Origin of the sequence: Nocardia beijingensis NBRC 16342, from assembly GCF_001612785.1 — a bacterium.
Classification (GTDB): domain Bacteria; phylum Actinomycetota; class Actinomycetes; order Mycobacteriales; family Mycobacteriaceae; genus Nocardia; species Nocardia beijingensis.
On record NZ_BDBC01000010.1, the window covers coordinates 467027 to 482232 of the forward strand.

At 72.3% G+C, this 15206-nt stretch carries 10 protein-coding genes; 6 read left to right on the forward strand and 4 right to left on the reverse strand.

The window, feature by feature from the left end; translation table 11 throughout:
- Window positions 1-62: 62 nt before the first annotated feature.
- Window positions 63-293: a mycoredoxin gene (locus NB3_RS07395; RefSeq protein WP_157111606.1), complete on the forward strand. Its 231-nt coding sequence runs from the start codon at window positions 63-65 to the stop codon at window positions 291-293.
- Between the two features lie 35 nt (window positions 294-328).
- Here the strand turns inward: NB3_RS07395 and nudC are convergent, their stop codons facing one another.
- Together nudC and NB3_RS07405 are read right to left on the reverse strand one after the other, a co-directional pair.
- Window positions 329-1234 carry an NAD(+) diphosphatase gene (nudC, locus tag NB3_RS07400; protein ID WP_067798354.1) on the reverse strand — a complete coding sequence of 302 codons (906 nt, stop codon included), beginning with the start codon at window positions 1232-1234 and terminating at the stop codon, window positions 329-331.
- A 46-nt stretch (window positions 1235-1280) separates the two neighbouring features.
- Entirely contained in the window at window positions 1281-2336 is a 1056-nt protein-coding gene (locus NB3_RS07405) for a potassium channel family protein (protein WP_067798356.1), read from the reverse strand.
- A gap of 723 nt (window positions 2337-3059) precedes the next feature.
- Here NB3_RS07405 and NB3_RS07415 point away from each other — a divergent pair.
- Window positions 3060-3473: a DoxX family protein gene (locus NB3_RS07415; RefSeq protein WP_067798363.1), complete on the forward strand. Its 414-nt coding sequence runs from the start codon at window positions 3060-3062 to the stop codon at window positions 3471-3473.
- On the opposite strand, the gene NB3_RS36060 is transcribed toward NB3_RS07415, so the two are convergent.
- Together NB3_RS36060 and NB3_RS07425 are read right to left on the reverse strand one after the other, a co-directional pair.
- Window positions 3430-8232 (reverse strand): ATP-dependent DNA helicase, encoded by a 4803-nt coding sequence (locus tag NB3_RS36060; RefSeq protein ID WP_084485905.1) that lies wholly within the window; start codon window positions 8230-8232, stop codon window positions 3430-3432. The two genes, NB3_RS07415 and NB3_RS36060, sit on opposite strands and share 44 nt — an antisense overlap.
- A gap of 40 nt (window positions 8233-8272) precedes the next feature.
- On the reverse strand, window positions 8273-11689 hold the full coding sequence (locus tag NB3_RS07425; protein ID WP_067798558.1) for an ATP-dependent helicase: 3417 nt from the start codon (window positions 11687-11689) through the stop codon (window positions 8273-8275).
- Window positions 11690-11761: 72 nt separating this feature from the next.
- Here NB3_RS07425 and NB3_RS07430 point away from each other — a divergent pair, with 72 nt between their 5' ends.
- The 4 genes from NB3_RS07430 to NB3_RS07445 all read left to right on the forward strand — a co-directional run.
- On the forward strand, window positions 11762-12538 hold the full coding sequence (locus NB3_RS07430; RefSeq protein WP_067798366.1) for an alpha/beta hydrolase: 777 nt from the start codon (window positions 11762-11764) through the stop codon (window positions 12536-12538).
- A gap of 5 nt (window positions 12539-12543) precedes the next feature.
- Window positions 12544-12855 (forward strand): MGMT family protein, encoded by a 312-nt coding sequence (locus NB3_RS07435; RefSeq protein WP_067798369.1) that lies wholly within the window; start codon window positions 12544-12546, stop codon window positions 12853-12855.
- A 54-nt stretch (window positions 12856-12909) separates the two neighbouring features.
- On the forward strand, window positions 12910-13665 hold the full coding sequence (locus tag NB3_RS07440; RefSeq protein WP_067798373.1) for a VOC family protein: 756 nt from the start codon (window positions 12910-12912) through the stop codon (window positions 13663-13665).
- A gap of 82 nt (window positions 13666-13747) precedes the next feature.
- A partial coding sequence (locus tag NB3_RS07445) for an NTP transferase domain-containing protein (protein WP_067798376.1) occupies window positions 13748-15206 on the forward strand: 1459 nt, incomplete at its 3' end.

A 15206-nucleotide genomic window follows, 5' to 3' on the forward strand; every position in this document is an offset into this window, starting at 1 on the left:
GGAACAGTGAGCGGGCCTCCGGCGTTGCAGTGTCCGTGACTGACGCGAATCCCACCCTGACGATGTACTCGACCACCTGGTGCGGCTACTGCCGCAGGCTCAAGAAGCAGCTGGACGAGGCAGGCATCAGCTACGTCGAGATCGACATCGAGCAAGATCCCGCGTCGGCCGAGTTCGTCGGCAGCGTGAACGGGGGCAACCACGTCGTGCCCACCGTCAAGTTCGCGGATGGCTCCACCGCGACGAACCCGTCGCTGGCGGCGGTCAAGCAGGTCCTCGCCGGATTGTCCTGATCGGCCGCCGCGCGCGGGTCGGATCGGCCCGCGCGTCAGTCGATCGCGGCCCAGGATTCGATGATCGTGCGCGCGATCGAGATCGAGCCGGGCAGCAGCAACCGGGATCCGCCGTCCCGGTTCGACCAGTCGCCCACCGCCAACGCCTCGCGCACCTGCGCGCGGGTGAACCAGGCGGCCTCGGCGATCTCACCGTCGGTGAAGGTCAGCGGCTGCCCTGGATCGGCGACCGCGGCGAAACCGAGCATCAGCGAGCGCGGGAACGGCCACGGCTGGCTGCCCAGGTAGGTGATCTCGCGCACGTCGAGGCCCACTTCCTCGCGCATCTCGCGCTCCACGCAGCGCTCCAGCGACTCCCCGGCCTCGACGAACCCGGCCAGCAGCGAGAACAGCGACTTCGGCCAGCTGCTCTGGCGGGCGAGCAACACCTGCTCACCACCGTCGTGGATCAGGCAGATCACCGCCGGATCGATGCGCGGGAACTCCTCGTAACCGCTCTCGGTGATGCGCGACCAGCCTGCCTTCGCCGACGTGGTGGCGGCGCCGTCCGCACCGTGGAACCCGGCCTTGTCGTGCCAGTTCAGCAGCGCGATCGCGGTGGAGAGCAACCCGGCGGTGCGGTCGTCGACGGCGCCGCCCGCCAGTGCGCGCAGATCGGTCAGCGCTCCCTCCAGCTCCGGATCGCGCACCGCCCAGAGATGGACGCCGTCCTCCACACCGAGGAACACCGCGGCAGGGCTCGGCTCGGCGGAGAACTCCACGGCCGCCTCCAGGATCAAGGCGCCCTCGTCGAAGCGCACCTGTCCGCGGCGGTTGACCCGCAGAAGTTTCGCTTCGGCCCAGCCCTCCTTCAGAGCCTGGGCATCACCGCGGATGTGCTCGGCCCGATCGATGACGGAACGGGAGAGCAACGGAACACTGTTGAGCTGAAAGGCCGGCACGGTTCGAGACTATCGCGCCCCGAGCAACGACCTGGTTCGCGCCGGGTCACTTGCCCGCTCGACGGATGTACAACAGCTTGTCGCCCGCGTCGACCGCGTCGACTTCCGGCTCGCCCACCCGGTAGAGCACCCCGCCGCGCACCACGCCCAGGACGATATCGCTGAGATGCCGCGGCGAGCCGCCGATCTCGGACGCCTCCACCTCGCGTTCGGCGACGGCGAAGCCCTCCTCCGGGGTGAGCAGGTCTTCCATCATCTCCACGACCGTGGGCGTGGTGGTCGCGATGCCGAGCAACCGGCCCGCTGTCTCCGAGGACACCACCACGGAGTTGGCGCCGGACTGCCGGACCAGGTGGGTGTTCTCCGCCTCCCGGATCGAAACCACGATCTTGGCGGTCTTGTTCAACTCCCTGGCGGTCAGGGTGACCAGCACGGCGGTGTCGTCCCGATTGGTGGCGACGACCACCGACTCCGCGTTCTGCACGCCCGCCAGCCGCAACACGTCGGATTGGGTGGCCGAGCCGTGCACCGTGACCAGCCCGGCGTTCGCGGCCGCCTCCAGGGCGACCACATCGGTGTCGACCACGACGATGTCGGCGGGCTGCACTCCGTCGCCGAGCATGGCGTCGATCGCGGTCCGCCCCTTCGTGCCGTAACCGACGACCACGGTGTGATTGCGCACGGTGTGCCTCCATCGCTGAATCTTGAAAGCCTGCCGGGAACGTTCGGTCAGCACACCCAGCGTCGTGCCGACCAGGACGATCAGGAACAGGATGCGCAGCGGGGTGATGATGACGATGTTCGCCAGCCGCGCCTCCGGCGTCACCGGGTGGATGTCGCCGTATCCGGTGGTCGACAGCGACACCGTCGCGTAGTAGAACGCGTCCAGGAACGACAGCTCGTTACCCGAGTTGTCGTGGTAGCCCTCGCGCCCCAGATACACCACCACCGCGGCCAGGAACAGCAGCGCCGTCGCGAACAGCACCCTTCTGGTCAGCGAGATCCACGGACTGGTCTGCACTTCCGGGATGCGCAGCACGCCGACCAGGGCGAAATGGGGGCGGCTGGCCAAGCCGAGGCCGCGCGCTCGGTCACCGAACACCGGACACACCCGTCGTCGCGTCGGTCATACCCGGTAATCCTTGTCCCTCCGGCACACCGGGGAGCCTACTGGGTTTGATTTGCCGCGACTTCGTCGCGGCGTGTTCGCGGCCCCTTTATGGCTCGTGTCGGAGCGGCCGCCGCTTGCTCCTTCGTCGCTTGCGCGGCGGCCACTCCGACACGAGCCGGGCCGCGAACGGCGGATGCTCGGTCTCGCTTCGCTCGAAAGACGTGGTCGAGGTCGGCTGGGCGCTTTGGCATTTCAACGCATGATCCAGCGCGCGCCGCACGGCGACGAAGGTCGAGTCGGCCGACGCCACGACGCCGCACAACGCCCAGCCGATCGAACCGCGACCGGGCCGCGAACAGCGCATGCTCGCTATCACTTCGCTAGCGACACGAGGCCGAAGCGAGCTGAGCACCTCCGCGCATTCGAACTGACGACCCAACACACGCCCCCTGCGACCGACCTCCGAACCGACCGGCACGGCACCACGACGCCGCACAACGCCCAGCCGATCCAGCCGCAGCTGGGCCGCGAACAGCGCATGCTCGCTACTTCGCTCGCAACATGGGGTCAGGGTGAGGTGGCGAGCGGAACACGCCTGGTCGCTGGGCTCGGGGTAGGTGTCCGGCCGGGTGCGGCGGTCGACGTGTGGATGTCCGGGGTCGTATCAGAGCGACCCGGGTCGACGGGAGGCGGCGTAGATGTAAGGGTGCCTGCATGGCAGAAAACACGCTGACGTCCGTGTCCGATGGTGGGCGGCGGCCCGCGCTGGCTCTGGCCGCCCTCCTCTTCGGCACCGGGGTCCTGCATTTCGTCCGGCCGAAGCCCTTCGACTCGATCGTGCCGCGCTCGCTGCCCGGACGCGCCCGCGACTACACCTACGCCTCCGGCGTGGCCGAGATCGGCGTCGCGGCCGCCCTCGCGGTCCCACGCACCCGCAGCCTGGGCGGACGGCTGGCGGCGCTGCTGTTCATCGCGGTGTTCCCGGCCAACGTGCAGTTCACCGCGGACATGCTGGCCAGCGAGAAGGCGCCGCGGCTGCTGAAGGCCGGGTCGGTGGTGCGGCTTCCGCTGCAGATCCCGCTCGTCACGCAGGCGCTGGCGGTGAGCCGGCGGGCGCGGCGTTCCTGATCAGCTCCGCCAGTTCGTCCGGACCCGCCAGGTTCGCGGGCGCGATGGTGCGGCCGGTGCGCACATAGTGGAACGCGGCCCCGATGCGGGGAAGCATCTCGTGCTCGGGCCGTCCCTCGCGGGCGGCCATCAAGCGCGCCCACGCCAGGCGGTACACGGCCAGCTGCATGGCGACCGCGGGCTCTTCTGCGGCACTCGGTTCCGCGCCGGTCTTCCAGTCGACCACGATCCAGCGCCCGCCGGGTTCGGCGAACACCGCGTCCATCCGGCCGCGGATCACGGTGCCCGCGATCGACGTCTCGAACGGAATCTCGACCTCGATCGGGCTGCGATCGGCCCAGCGCGAGTTCAGGAACGCCTCCTGCATCGCGCTCAGCTCGGCGTCCAGGCTCGCGTCGGCCGCGCCGCCGTCGGCCGCGCCGGGCAGTTCGTCCAGACCGAGCAGGCGGGTGGAGCCGAACCAGCGTTGCACCCAGGCGTGGAACGCGGTACCACGGCGGGCCAGCGGATTCGGCGGGTACGGCAGCGGACGGCGCAGGCGCGCGGCGAGTTTCGCCGGATCGGCGCGCAGCTCCACCAGGGCGGTCGCCGCTATCTGTCCGGGTAGTTCGACCACTTCGTCGGTGACCGCGGCCGCGTGGTGTTCGGCGAGCAGGGCGTCGACGTCGGCGGCCCAGCCTTCGGGATCGTCGGGGTCGGACGCGGGGTGCGCGTGCTCCGGCCGGTACAGGTCCTCGGGCGGCGGCGGAGCGAAGCCGGTCGCCGCGAATGCCGGTTCATCGGCGGACAGATACTCGTCCACCGGGTCCGGCGCCGTACCGAAATAGGGCTCGATATCGGCGTAGGGATCGGCGTATTCGATCGACGTGAACTCGAACTCGTCCGCGAAATCGTCGGGTGGGTACTCGTCGTCGGGAGGATAGTAGGTCGAGTCGTCCGCGAAACTCGGCTCGTCGGCGGGCGGGTAGTAACCCGACCCATCCACTGAATCCGGCCTGCCGGGTGGGTGATAAGCCGATTCCTCCGCCGAATCCGACTCATCGCGGGACGCGTTGGAGATTTCACCATGCACAGAGCCCGGCCCGTCGCCGGGTCGGTGGTGGATTGATCCATCCGCGAAACCCGAGCCACCGAGAGGTAGCTCGTGACTCGGCTCGCCCACCGAACCCGGCGCATCCTCGGGCGGGTAGTTGCCTGACCCGCCCTCCGAACCCGGCATGCCGGGTGGGTAATAGGCCGATTCGTCCGGGAACTCGAGCTGTTCGAAGGCTCCGTCGGCCGGTCCGGCCGCAGAACCCGACCCACCGACGGGCGTGTGATGACCCGACTCGTCCACCGAACCCGGCTCGGCGGCGGACGGGTGGTGACCCGGTTCGTCCGCGAACCCCGGACTGTCGCCGGGCGGCATTTCGGCGCGGACGGACCCGGCAGTTTGGTTCCGAGCAGCAGCCCTGGGCGGCCTCCCGCTCTCGGCGGGACGGGCGCGCAAGTCGGCCAAGGCCGCGCGGACGAGGGCGGCGCCCTGTTCGATGGGGTCGCGGCGGGGGCCGAGGGGGTCGCGCGGCCACTCGGCGGTCGCCGGGTTGTCGGTGAACGGGTTGACGGCGTCGGCGGCGGGCGGGTCGTCCCAGCGGTCGATCGTCAGGACGTCGTGAGCGGGGCTGGCGGGGTCCTCGTGCGCGGCTTTCAATTCGAGCAGGAAATCCGACGGGCCCTTCGGCGTGCTGCCGGTCTCGGCCCAGTAGTGGGCCGAAACGAGCAGGACCCGTTCGGTTCTGGTGAGCGCGACGTAGAACAGGCGGCGTTCCTCATCGATGCGGCGGCGCTCCAGCGCCTCTTTGTGCGCCTTGATCGCGCGATCGAGGTCGGCGCGGTCGTACAGGTCGGTGAGTTCGAGCACCGGCACGCCTTCGGCCGCGTCGTCCTGCTGCCGGTCACCGCGCAGCGACGTGGGCAGCTCGGCGAGCGCGCCGAGCCACGTGCCGGAGCCGACCTTGGACGGGAACACGCCGTCCACCACGTTCGGCACCGCGACGATCTCCCATTCCAGGCCCTTGGCCGCGTGCACGGTCAGCACCTGCACCCGGTCCTTGGCGACCTCCACCTCCCCGGGCTCGAGCCCGTTCTCGACCTCCTCCGCGGCGGAAAGGAACGCGAGCAGCCCGCCGAGCGAGGCGCCGGTTTCCGCGGCGTACCCGGCCACCACCTCGGCGAACGCGTCCAGATGCTCGCGTCCGGCGCCCGTGCCCGCCATGGCTCGACGGGTCTGGGTCTCGACACCGACGCCGATGGTGCGCTCCACATCGGCGACCAACTCCGCCAGCGGCTGACCGCTGCGTTCGCGCAACGCGGCCAGCTCCCGTCCCAGCGCCTCGATGCGGGCGAACCCGGAAGGCGAATACCGCTCGGGCGGGCCGGGGTCCGCGATCGCGTCGGCCAGCCCGGCCTGCTCGGCGGGTTCCGGGGCCACTTCGCGCAGCGCCTCGTCCAGCGCGGCCCCGTCGCCGATCTCGGCCGGGCTCTCCGACCCGGGACGCCGGATGGACAGGTCCCTGGCGCGGCGGGCGAGCGCGGCGATGTCGGCGACCCCGATGCGCCAGCGCGCGCCGGTCAGCACGCGCATGGCGGCGCTGCCCGAACCGGGTTCGGCGATCAAGCGCAGGGTGGCGACGACGTCGGCGACCTCCGGCGTGGCGAGCAAACCGCCGAGCCCGACGATCTCCACCGGAAGACCCTGCGCGCGTAACGCTTCGGCGAGCGGGGCGGCGTCGGCATTGCGGCGCACCAGGACGGCGGAGGTGGGCGGCTGCTGCCCCGCCGCACGCCGGGCGGCCCACTCCGCGGCGATTCGCTCGGCCACCCACTCACGCTCATCGGCGACGGTGCCGGTCAGCGCCAGCGCCACGACCCCGGGACCCGCGCCCGGCTTGGCCCGGAGGGCGTCTACCGTTACCCCGCCGCCTTCGGTTGCTTTGCGCCGCAACGGTTCCGCGACCAGATTCGCCAATGCCAGCGCTTCCGGCGGATTGCGCCAGCTGGTCAGCAACGACAAGGTGGGGGCGGGCACGCCGGGCGCACTGGGGAAATCGGTGGCGAACCGGGGCAGGTTCGCCGCCGAAGCGCCGCGCCAGCCGTAGATGGACTGCATCGGGTCGCCGACGGCGGTCACCGCGAGGCGTTGTGTTTCGTGCGAGTGCTGGTCGGCTCGCCTCGCCACGGCGTGCGGGTCGTGTGCGCCGGCGAACCGCGCTTGCCCTTCCGTGTCGTCCACGCCGACACGCTGCGGTGCGCTCCGCGCGGAGTCCTCGGCCGCCGACAGCGGCCCACTTTGCGACAGTCGGTCCGAACCGGCCGCGGAGTGCGGTGCGCGACGAGCTGGAGCGGCCTGGTCGACGATCCCATCCAGCGCAGCCGCCGACGACGAGGGCCGATCGGCGACCGGATCCGGCACACCGGCCGCCGACGACGGTCGTTGCGGGATGGACGGATCCGGCTGCACCGTGGGCGTATCCGCGCTCGGACCATCGCCGTCTCGGACGGCGTCATGCGGCGCGCCCGACGGGCGCACATCCAGCCGATATTCCTCCGCGTGGGACGACTGCGGATCGCGCACAGCGGGATTCGACTCGCCTGGTCCTGCGCCGTCCGCCGAGTCGCCAGACCCGCCCGTTCGGGAGGACGGACTACCCGGCGCATTCGGATTCGCCGCGCCACTCGTGAGCGACTCGCCGACGCTCCCCGGTCCATCGGCCCGAGTCACCCACTGCGAATCGCTGCGCACGTCCGCGTGTGGCCGATCGTCGTCCTCGCCGCGAGAATCGTCCGTTCCCGGACGAACGTCCCCCGGCGCGCCCCCGAACAACGCGGAGAGCAGGACCCGTTGGGCGTGGCCGGTGTCCTGGTACTCGTCGAGCAGGACCAAGCGGAAGCGGGCGCGTTCGGCCGCAGCGACCTCGGGATGCTCGGCGGCCAGCCGTGCGGCGAGGGACATCTGCGCGCCGAAGTCCAGCGCGCCCCGTCGGCGCAAGGCCTCGGACAGCTGCTGCACCAGCGGTAGCAGCGCCACACGTTCCCGCTGCACCTGGACGATGTTGAGCAGCGTCTGGCTCGGCCCGCCCCGCTGGCGCGGGCCAGGGGGCAGTGTGTGCACCAGTTTCGCCAGTTCGGTGTGCGCCTCGGCCAGTTCCTCCGGCTCGACCAGGTGCTCGGCCAGTTGCCCGGACAGCGCGAGCACCGCCTCGGTGACCGACACCGGGGTGCGATCGGTCTCCAGGTCGCCGTCCCAGGCGCGAACCACCTGGTGGGCGAGCTGCCAGAGTTGGGTCACGGTCAGCAGCGTCGCCGATGGTTCCACTGGGAGCAGCAGGCCGTGTTCGGTGAGCAACCTGCCCGCGTACGAGTGGTAGGTGCTGATCTCCGGCTCCGCGCCGGTCAGCTGGGCGCGCAGGCGGCCGCTCGGATCCAGCTCGCGCAGCAGCGGCGCTCCGGCGAGCCGGGCCAATCTGGTCCGGATCCTGACGGTCAACTGCTGGGCGGCCTTGCGTGTGAAGGTCAGCCCGAGCACTTCATCCGGCAGCACCAGCCCGTTCGCGATCATCCACACCACCCGGGCGGCCATCGTCTCGGTCTTGCCCGCGCCGGCGCCCGCGACCACGAGGGTGGGGCCGGGCGGCGCCGCGATCACGGCGGCCTGTTCGTCGGTCGGCGGCGGCAGGCCGAGCGCCTGCGCCAGCTGGTGCGGCGTCACCCGGCCCGTCACAGCGGCGCCCCGGCGGCCGGCGGCGGGACCGCGAGCGCGCTCACTCGTCGGTCACCTGCCTCCCGCTGTCCTGCACGGGGCAGCTGCCCGCCACCGCGCAGTGGCGGCAGCCGTCGTTGCGCATGGCGAGATAACTGGGGCCCTGCGTGGACGACGCGGCCTGGTGGATCGTGTCGCGCCAGTGCTCGAGCGCTTCGGCGTCCAGCGGAGGCTGCATGCGCTGGGTGGCGCCCTCAGTCTTGCTGGGTTTCGCGACGTAGACCAGCCGCGCCCCGCCGGGTTCGCCGGTTTCGGAATCGCCGGAACCGGATTCCGCCGATGCGTCGAGCGCTCCCGCGGCGGCCGCCACCTGGTAGGTCGCCAGCTGCGCGTGCTCGACGGCGGCCTGCTTGCTGACCGGGGTCTTGCCGGTCTTCACGTCCACGATGACGAAGCGGCCTTGCGCGTCGCGCTCCAGCCGATCGACGCGGCCCCGGATCCGCACGTCGCGTTCGTCTTCCGTGCGCGCGGGCAGCACGCAGTCCACCGGCACCTCCACGCCGGCCTGGGTGAGTTCACCGCGGGTGTTGCGCACCCAGGCCGAGAAGGTCTCCAGCATCGCCTCGGTGCGGCGCAACTCCTGGCGGGAATGCCAGCCGGTGCCGGGATCCACCGCCTGCCAAGCGCGTTCCAGCGCGGCGCGCACTTGGTCCTCTGGCACTTTGCCCGCCAGCGCCTGCACGAGCGTGTGCACCAGATTGCCCTTGACGGCGTGCGGGTTGTCGCCGTCGGTGCCGCCGTTGCGTTCCAGCGCCCAGCGCAGCGGACAGGTGCGCAGCAGCTCGACGGTGGAGGGCGACAGCGCCACCGCGCCGTCGTCTTCGGTCCACAGCGGTCGCCGCGAGCTGAGTTCGGCGGTGCCGTACCAGTCGTCGGGATGGGCGCCACGCACGCCAGCGTCCGCCAGTCGCGCCAGCTGGTGCGCGGCGCGGCGCCTGCGCTCCTGGTCGGCCTCGGGATCGCAGACCACGCCGCGCAATTCGGCGACCAGCGCGTGCATCACCAGGGCGCGGCCGGGATCGATCACCGGGAGCGCACCGGGCTCGCCGTCCTCGTCGTGCCCGAGTAGTTCGGCGAGAAAGCGCGACGGCACCAGATCGCGCTCGCCCGCCACCGATTCCACGGCGGTGACCAGCAGCGACCGCCTGGCCCGGCTGCACGCGACGAGCAGCAGCCTGCGCTCCTCGGCGAGGATCGGCGCCGCACGGCTCACCCGCTCCCCCGCATCGGACACCCCGGCGGTGAGATCGACCAGATCCTCGGTGTGCAGCAGGGTGCCGCGGGCGCGCGGATTCGGCCAGATCCCCTCTTGGACGGCGGCGACGGCGACCACATCCCATTCCCGCCCCGCGGCAGCGTGCGCGCTCAGCAGCGCCACCGCTTCACCCGCCAGCGTGCGCGGCGCCGCGTCCTGCGGGATCTCCTGTTGCGTCAGGTATTCGACGAACCCTTCGATGCTCGCGCGCGGCAGCCGGTCGACATAGGCGGCGGCCGCGTCGAACAACGCCACGGCGGCGTCCAGATCGCGATCGGCCTGCATGCCCACCGCGCCGCCGCGCTCCGACTGCGCCACCCAGCGCCGCTCCAACCGGGAACCAGTCCACAGCGCCCACAGCACGTCCTCCAGGCCCGCACCGCGCCCGCGCGCTGTGCGGGCCCGGCGCAGCGTGTCCAGCACCCGGCGCAGCGGCGCGGCCTCGACCTCGGTGAGACGGTTCAGGATCGCCGGATCGCCGGTTCCGATCAGCAGGTCGCGCAACATCAGCGCGGAGGGGCGGTCGATGTCGGCGGCACGGCCTGGCGGCGAATCGTCGCCCGGGTCCGGTGTCTTCGTGTCGGCGCGCACCGATTCCAGCACCGCGCGACGGATGCCGCGACGCAACCGGCGCAAGGCGATCTGGTCGGCGCCGCCGAGCGGTCCGGACAGCAGGTCGAGGGCGTCCTCCGGCTCGAACGCCGGTTCCGCGCCGCGCTCCGCCGCCTCCCCCGCCAGAATGGCGCGCAGCGACAGCAGCATCCAGGTCGCGCCGCGCCTGCGCGCCAGCGGTGTGTCCAGCGCGGGCTGCCGCACCGGCACGCCCGCGGCGAGCAGGGCACGGCGCAGCGGCGCCAGCGACAGCGGCACCGAGCGGACGATCACCGCCATCCGCGACCACGGCACCCCACCGGTGAGATGCGCGCGGCGCAGGTGGTCGGCGATGAGCGCGGCCTCCTTCGCGGGCGTGGCCAGCACGCGCACCCGCACCTCGGTGCCGTCCTCCCTCGGCCCGGTGTCCTCCGGCACGGGGATGCGCTGCGGCGCACTGCCCGGCAGACGTGCCGCGATCCGCGCCACCGCCAGCTCCACCTGACCGCCGAACCGGTGGTTGTCGCGCAACACGATCCGCCGCTGCGGCGGCACATCGAGTTCGGCGACGAATCGCGCGTCGGCGCCGCGGAAGGTGAAGACGGCTTGATCGGGGTCGCCCGCGATCACCGTGGTTCGCGCGCTGTGCCCGATCGCCTTCACCAGGATCGCCGCCTGCGGGTCGAGGTGCTGCGCGTCGTCGACCAGCAGGTACCTGATCCTGGCGCGCTCGGCGGCAAGCAGATTCGGGTCGGCGGCCAGCGCGTCCAGCGCCGCGCCGACCAGTTCGGCGGCGTCCAGCGCCGGCGCGGTGGCCTCCGGCGCCTCGATGCCGACCGACCAGCGCAACAGCATGGTCTGCTCGTAGCGGAGGGCGAACCGGCCGGCCGCCACCCACTCGGGCTTGGCGTGTTCGCGGCCGAGCCGCACCAGGTCCTCGGGGCCGATGCCGCGCTCGGTGGCCCGGAGCATGAGATCGCGCAACTGCTCGGCGAACCCGCCGAGCGCGAGCGCGGGCCGCAGCCGCTCCGGCCACAGTCCGCGCGCGCCCTCGGCCATGTCGGCCAGATCACCGCGCAGCATCTCGCGCACGACGGCGTCCTGTTCGGCTCCGGTCAGCAGACGCGGCGGCGGGTTGCCGTGTGCCATCGCGTGCCTGCGCAGCACGGAGAAGGCGTACGAGTGCAGGGTGCGCACCAACGGCTCTCGTGTGGCGCCGGGCACACCACCCTCCGCGCCTGGTTCCGGGCCGCTCAGCCGCGTCGTGATGGCATCGCGCACGGCGCCCGCTGCCTGTTTCGAATGGGTCAGTACCAGCACCGATTCCGGATCGGCTCCGGCCGCGATACGCCCGGCGGCGATATCGACCAGCAGGGCGGTCTTCCCCGCGCCCGGCCCGCCGAGCACCTGCCATGGCCGCCACCCGGGACGGGCGGGACCGTCCGCGGCCGCGGCGTCCAGCAGCGCGCGAACGTCGGCCCCCCAGTCTCGCGGCCGGGGCGCCACCACATTCCGGCGAACCAGTCGCACCGCGCCATCCGATCGCACCACGCGGGCTATTGCAACAGACACGACCGACACGCCGGTACACGCCTCCGCCCGACCGGCGCTGCGGCCGATCGCGGCGCAGGTCAGAATGGACCGGTGTCTGTTCTGAATGTCCACCGGTTCGGTCCGGCGACGGGACCGGTGGTGCTCGCCCTGCACGGCGTCACCGGTCACGGCAAACGCTGGGAAGACCTGGCGACCCGGCATCTGCCCGACGTCAGGGTGCTCGCACCGGATCTGCGCGGGCACGGTCGCTCCACCTCGCTGCCACCGTGGAACTTCGAGACCATCGTCGACGACCTGGTCGCGTTGGTCACCGCCGAAGCGGACGGCCCGGTCGTGGTGGTGGCGCATTCCTTCGGCGGGGCGTGCGCGCTGCACCTGGCGCACCGGCATCCGGAACTGGTGCGCAAGCTGGTGCTGCTCGATCCGGCGATCGCGCTGGAACCGGAATGGCTCAACGAGATCGCGCTGTCCACCCTGATGTCGGCCGACTACGACAGCGTCGACCAGGCGCGCCAGGACAAACTCGACACCGGCTGGGGCGACGTCGAGCCGAGGCTGCTCGAAGCCGAGCTGGACGAACACCTGATGCCCACCGCGGACGGCCGCTTCGGCTGGCGGATGAGCCTGCCCGCGATCAACTCCTATTGGGGCCAGCTGGCCCGCCACTGGGTGCTGCCGCCCGCCGACCTGCCGACCGTGCTGGTGCAGGCGATGAAGGTGGACCCGCCGTTCGTCACGCCGGAGTTCCGCGCGGCGCTCACCGAGCACATGGGCGCCAGCTTGACCGTGCTGGAATGGAACTGCGATCACATGGTCGCGCAGGCGTATCCGGCCCAGACCGGCGAACTCGTGCGATCGGTGCTCTGAGCCCGATGCCGACCAGCGACGCCCAGATCGAGCGGGTACGCGCCCTGGTGGCGGCGATCCCGCCCGGCCGGGTCGTCACCTACGGCGACATCGCGGCGGCCGCCGATCTGTCCACCCCGCGCACGGTGGGCTGGATCATGCGCACCGACTCGGCCGACCTGCCCTGGCATCGGGTGCTCGGCGCGGGCGGCAGGCCCGCCGCCCACCTGGCGCATCGCCAGTTGCGCTTGCTGGCCGATGAGGGCGTGCCGATCCGGGACGGGCGCGTCGATCTGCGTGCCGCGCGCTTTCCTCTGCCTGATCTCCCCGGTGACTGAGCGCCGCTGTCCGAAACGGCTCCGTGCCGGAATGGCGGCCAGTACCGTGGATCCATGCCCACCCGCCTGGCATGTGTCGTATTCGACGCCGACCGGCCGCGTTCGGTCGCGGATTTCTGGGCCGAACTGCTCGGCTGGAGCGTCACCCTCGACCGCCACGACGAGGTGAACGTCGCGGCCCCGGATGTCGACGGTGGCGACCTGGCGCTGACCTTCCTGCCCGCGATGCGGGCCAAGGTCGGCAAGAACCGCTTGCACCTCGATCTGGCCACCCGCTCGCTGGACCACCAGCGCACCCAGGTGGACCGGGCGCTGGCCTTGGGCGCGCGCTCGATCAACATCGGGCAGGGCGCGGTGCCGTGGGCGGTGCTCGCCGACCCGGAGGGCAACGAGTTCTGCGTGCTCGAACCGAGGGAGGAGTACGTGGACACCGGATCGGTCGCGGCGATCGTGGTCGACACGCGCGATCCGCAGCGCCTCGCCGAATTCTGGTCGGCCGCCACCGGCTGGCCGTCCATGCGGCGCGGCGAGCGGCTGGCCGGATTGCGCGCGCCGACCGGCCTCGGCTCCTGGCTGGAGTTCGTCCGCACGCCCGACGCGGGCACCGGCCGGACCAGACTGCGCCTGGATCTCACCTCGTTCCCGGCCGACGACCGGGCCGCCGAGGTGGCCCGGCTGCACGCGGCGGGCGCCACCTCGGTCGACCGCGGCGCCCCGGTTCCGGACCGGGACACCGACCTCGTGCTCGCCGACCCGGAACTCAACGAGTTCCGGCTGCTGCCCCCGGCGCGGTTCTGGTCGACCGCCTGATCTGCGCCGTCCACTCCCGGGCTTCCCGGTGGTGACGAATTAGCATGGCCGCCATGGTGTACCTGACTCCGGGTCGTGGCGTGTGACGGCCGCCGACGCGATCGTGCTCGCGGGCGGGCGGGCCAGCCGGATGGGCGGCGTGGACAAACCGGCCATCGTCATCGGCGGCCGCTCCATGCTCGAGGTGGCGCTCGCCGCCGTCGCCGCGTGCGCGCGGACGGTGGTGGTCGGACCGCACCGCCCCGAGTTGCCGCCGGAGATCCTCCAGGTGCGCGAGGTGCCGCCGGGGTCGGGCCCGGTGGCGGCGATCGACACGGGTTTGCGTGCCCTCGGCTCCACCGCCCCGCTGGTCGTGGTGCTCGCCGCCGACCTGCCGTTCCTGTCGCCATGGGCGATCGCCGAACTGATCCGGCACGCCACCGAGTCCGGCGCGGACGCGGTGTTCGCCGCCGACGAGTCGGGTCGCCCGCAGTACCTGATCGGGGTGTGGCGGCGTTCGGCGCTGGCGGCCGCGCTGGACGGGCTCGACGCGCTGATCAACCAGCCGATGAAGGCGCTGGTGCCCGCCGCCGCCGCGATCATCCCGCTGTCCGGTGTCGGCGACTGCGACACCGAGGAGGAGGTTCGGCAGGCGAGGGCGGCGGTCGACGCACAACGGCAGCCGCCGCTCGAGCTCGCCGAGGCGCGGAACGCGCTGCGCACCGGGCTCCCTCGGCTCACCGCGTACGAAGCCGACTTGCGTTCGGTGATCGGGGCCGCGCTCGCGGGTCCGCTGATGGCCGCAGGGCCGCTGCCGCGCTTCGACGTCTCGGCGATGGACGGTTACGCGGTGGCGGGCGACGGTCCCTGGAACCTGCGGCGCGACATCGGCTTCGCGGGTGGGCGGCGACCGGTGGGGCTGCTGCCGGGCGAGGCGGTGCGCATCGCCACGGGCGCGCACGTCCCCGACGGCACCACCGGCGTGCTGCGCGACGAGTTCGCGCACGTCGCCGACGACACGCTGTACCGCGTGCCGGACACCCCGCCGCGCGACGACATCCGCCGCCGCGGCGAGGACCGCGACGCCGGTGATCCGATCGCGCCGGAGGGCACGCCGGTCACCGCGGCGCTGGTCTCCGCGGCCGCGAGCGTCGAGGTCACCGCCGCGCCGGTGCGCGGGCCGGTTCGCGCGCGCGTCGTCATGACCGGTGACGAGATCCGCAGCGAGGGTCCGCTCCAGGCGGGCCAGACCCGGGATTCGATCGGCCCGATCCTGCCGGAACTGTTGTCCTGGCACGGCATTCGCACCACCGATCGGGTGCACCTGCGCGACACTCCGCACGGCTTCGACGAGGTCCTGACCGGCGCGCCCGAGTGCGACCTGCTGGTGATCGTCGGCGCGACCGGCGGCGGGGCCGCCGACCAGCTGCGTGCCGCCCTGACCCGCGCGGGCGCGTCGATCGTGGTGCCGCGGCTGCGGCTGCGGCCGGGCGGTTCCACCGTCGTCGCCCGGCTCGCCGCGGGCACCACGGTGCTCGGCCTGCCCGGCAACCCGTTCGCCG

Coding starts and splice junctions, on each gene's coding strand:
- NB3_RS07395 (WP_157111606.1), top strand. CDS start 63: ATGTACTCGACCACCTGGTGCGGCTACTGCCGCAGGCTCAAGAAGCAG.
- NB3_RS07415 (WP_067798363.1), top strand. CDS start 3,060: ATGGCAGAAAACACGCTGACGTCCGTGTCCGATGGTGGGCGGCGGCCC.
- NB3_RS07435 (WP_067798369.1), top strand. CDS start 12,544: ATGCCGACCAGCGACGCCCAGATCGAGCGGGTACGCGCCCTGGTGGCG.
- NB3_RS07440 (WP_067798373.1), top strand. CDS start 12,910: ATGCCCACCCGCCTGGCATGTGTCGTATTCGACGCCGACCGGCCGCGT.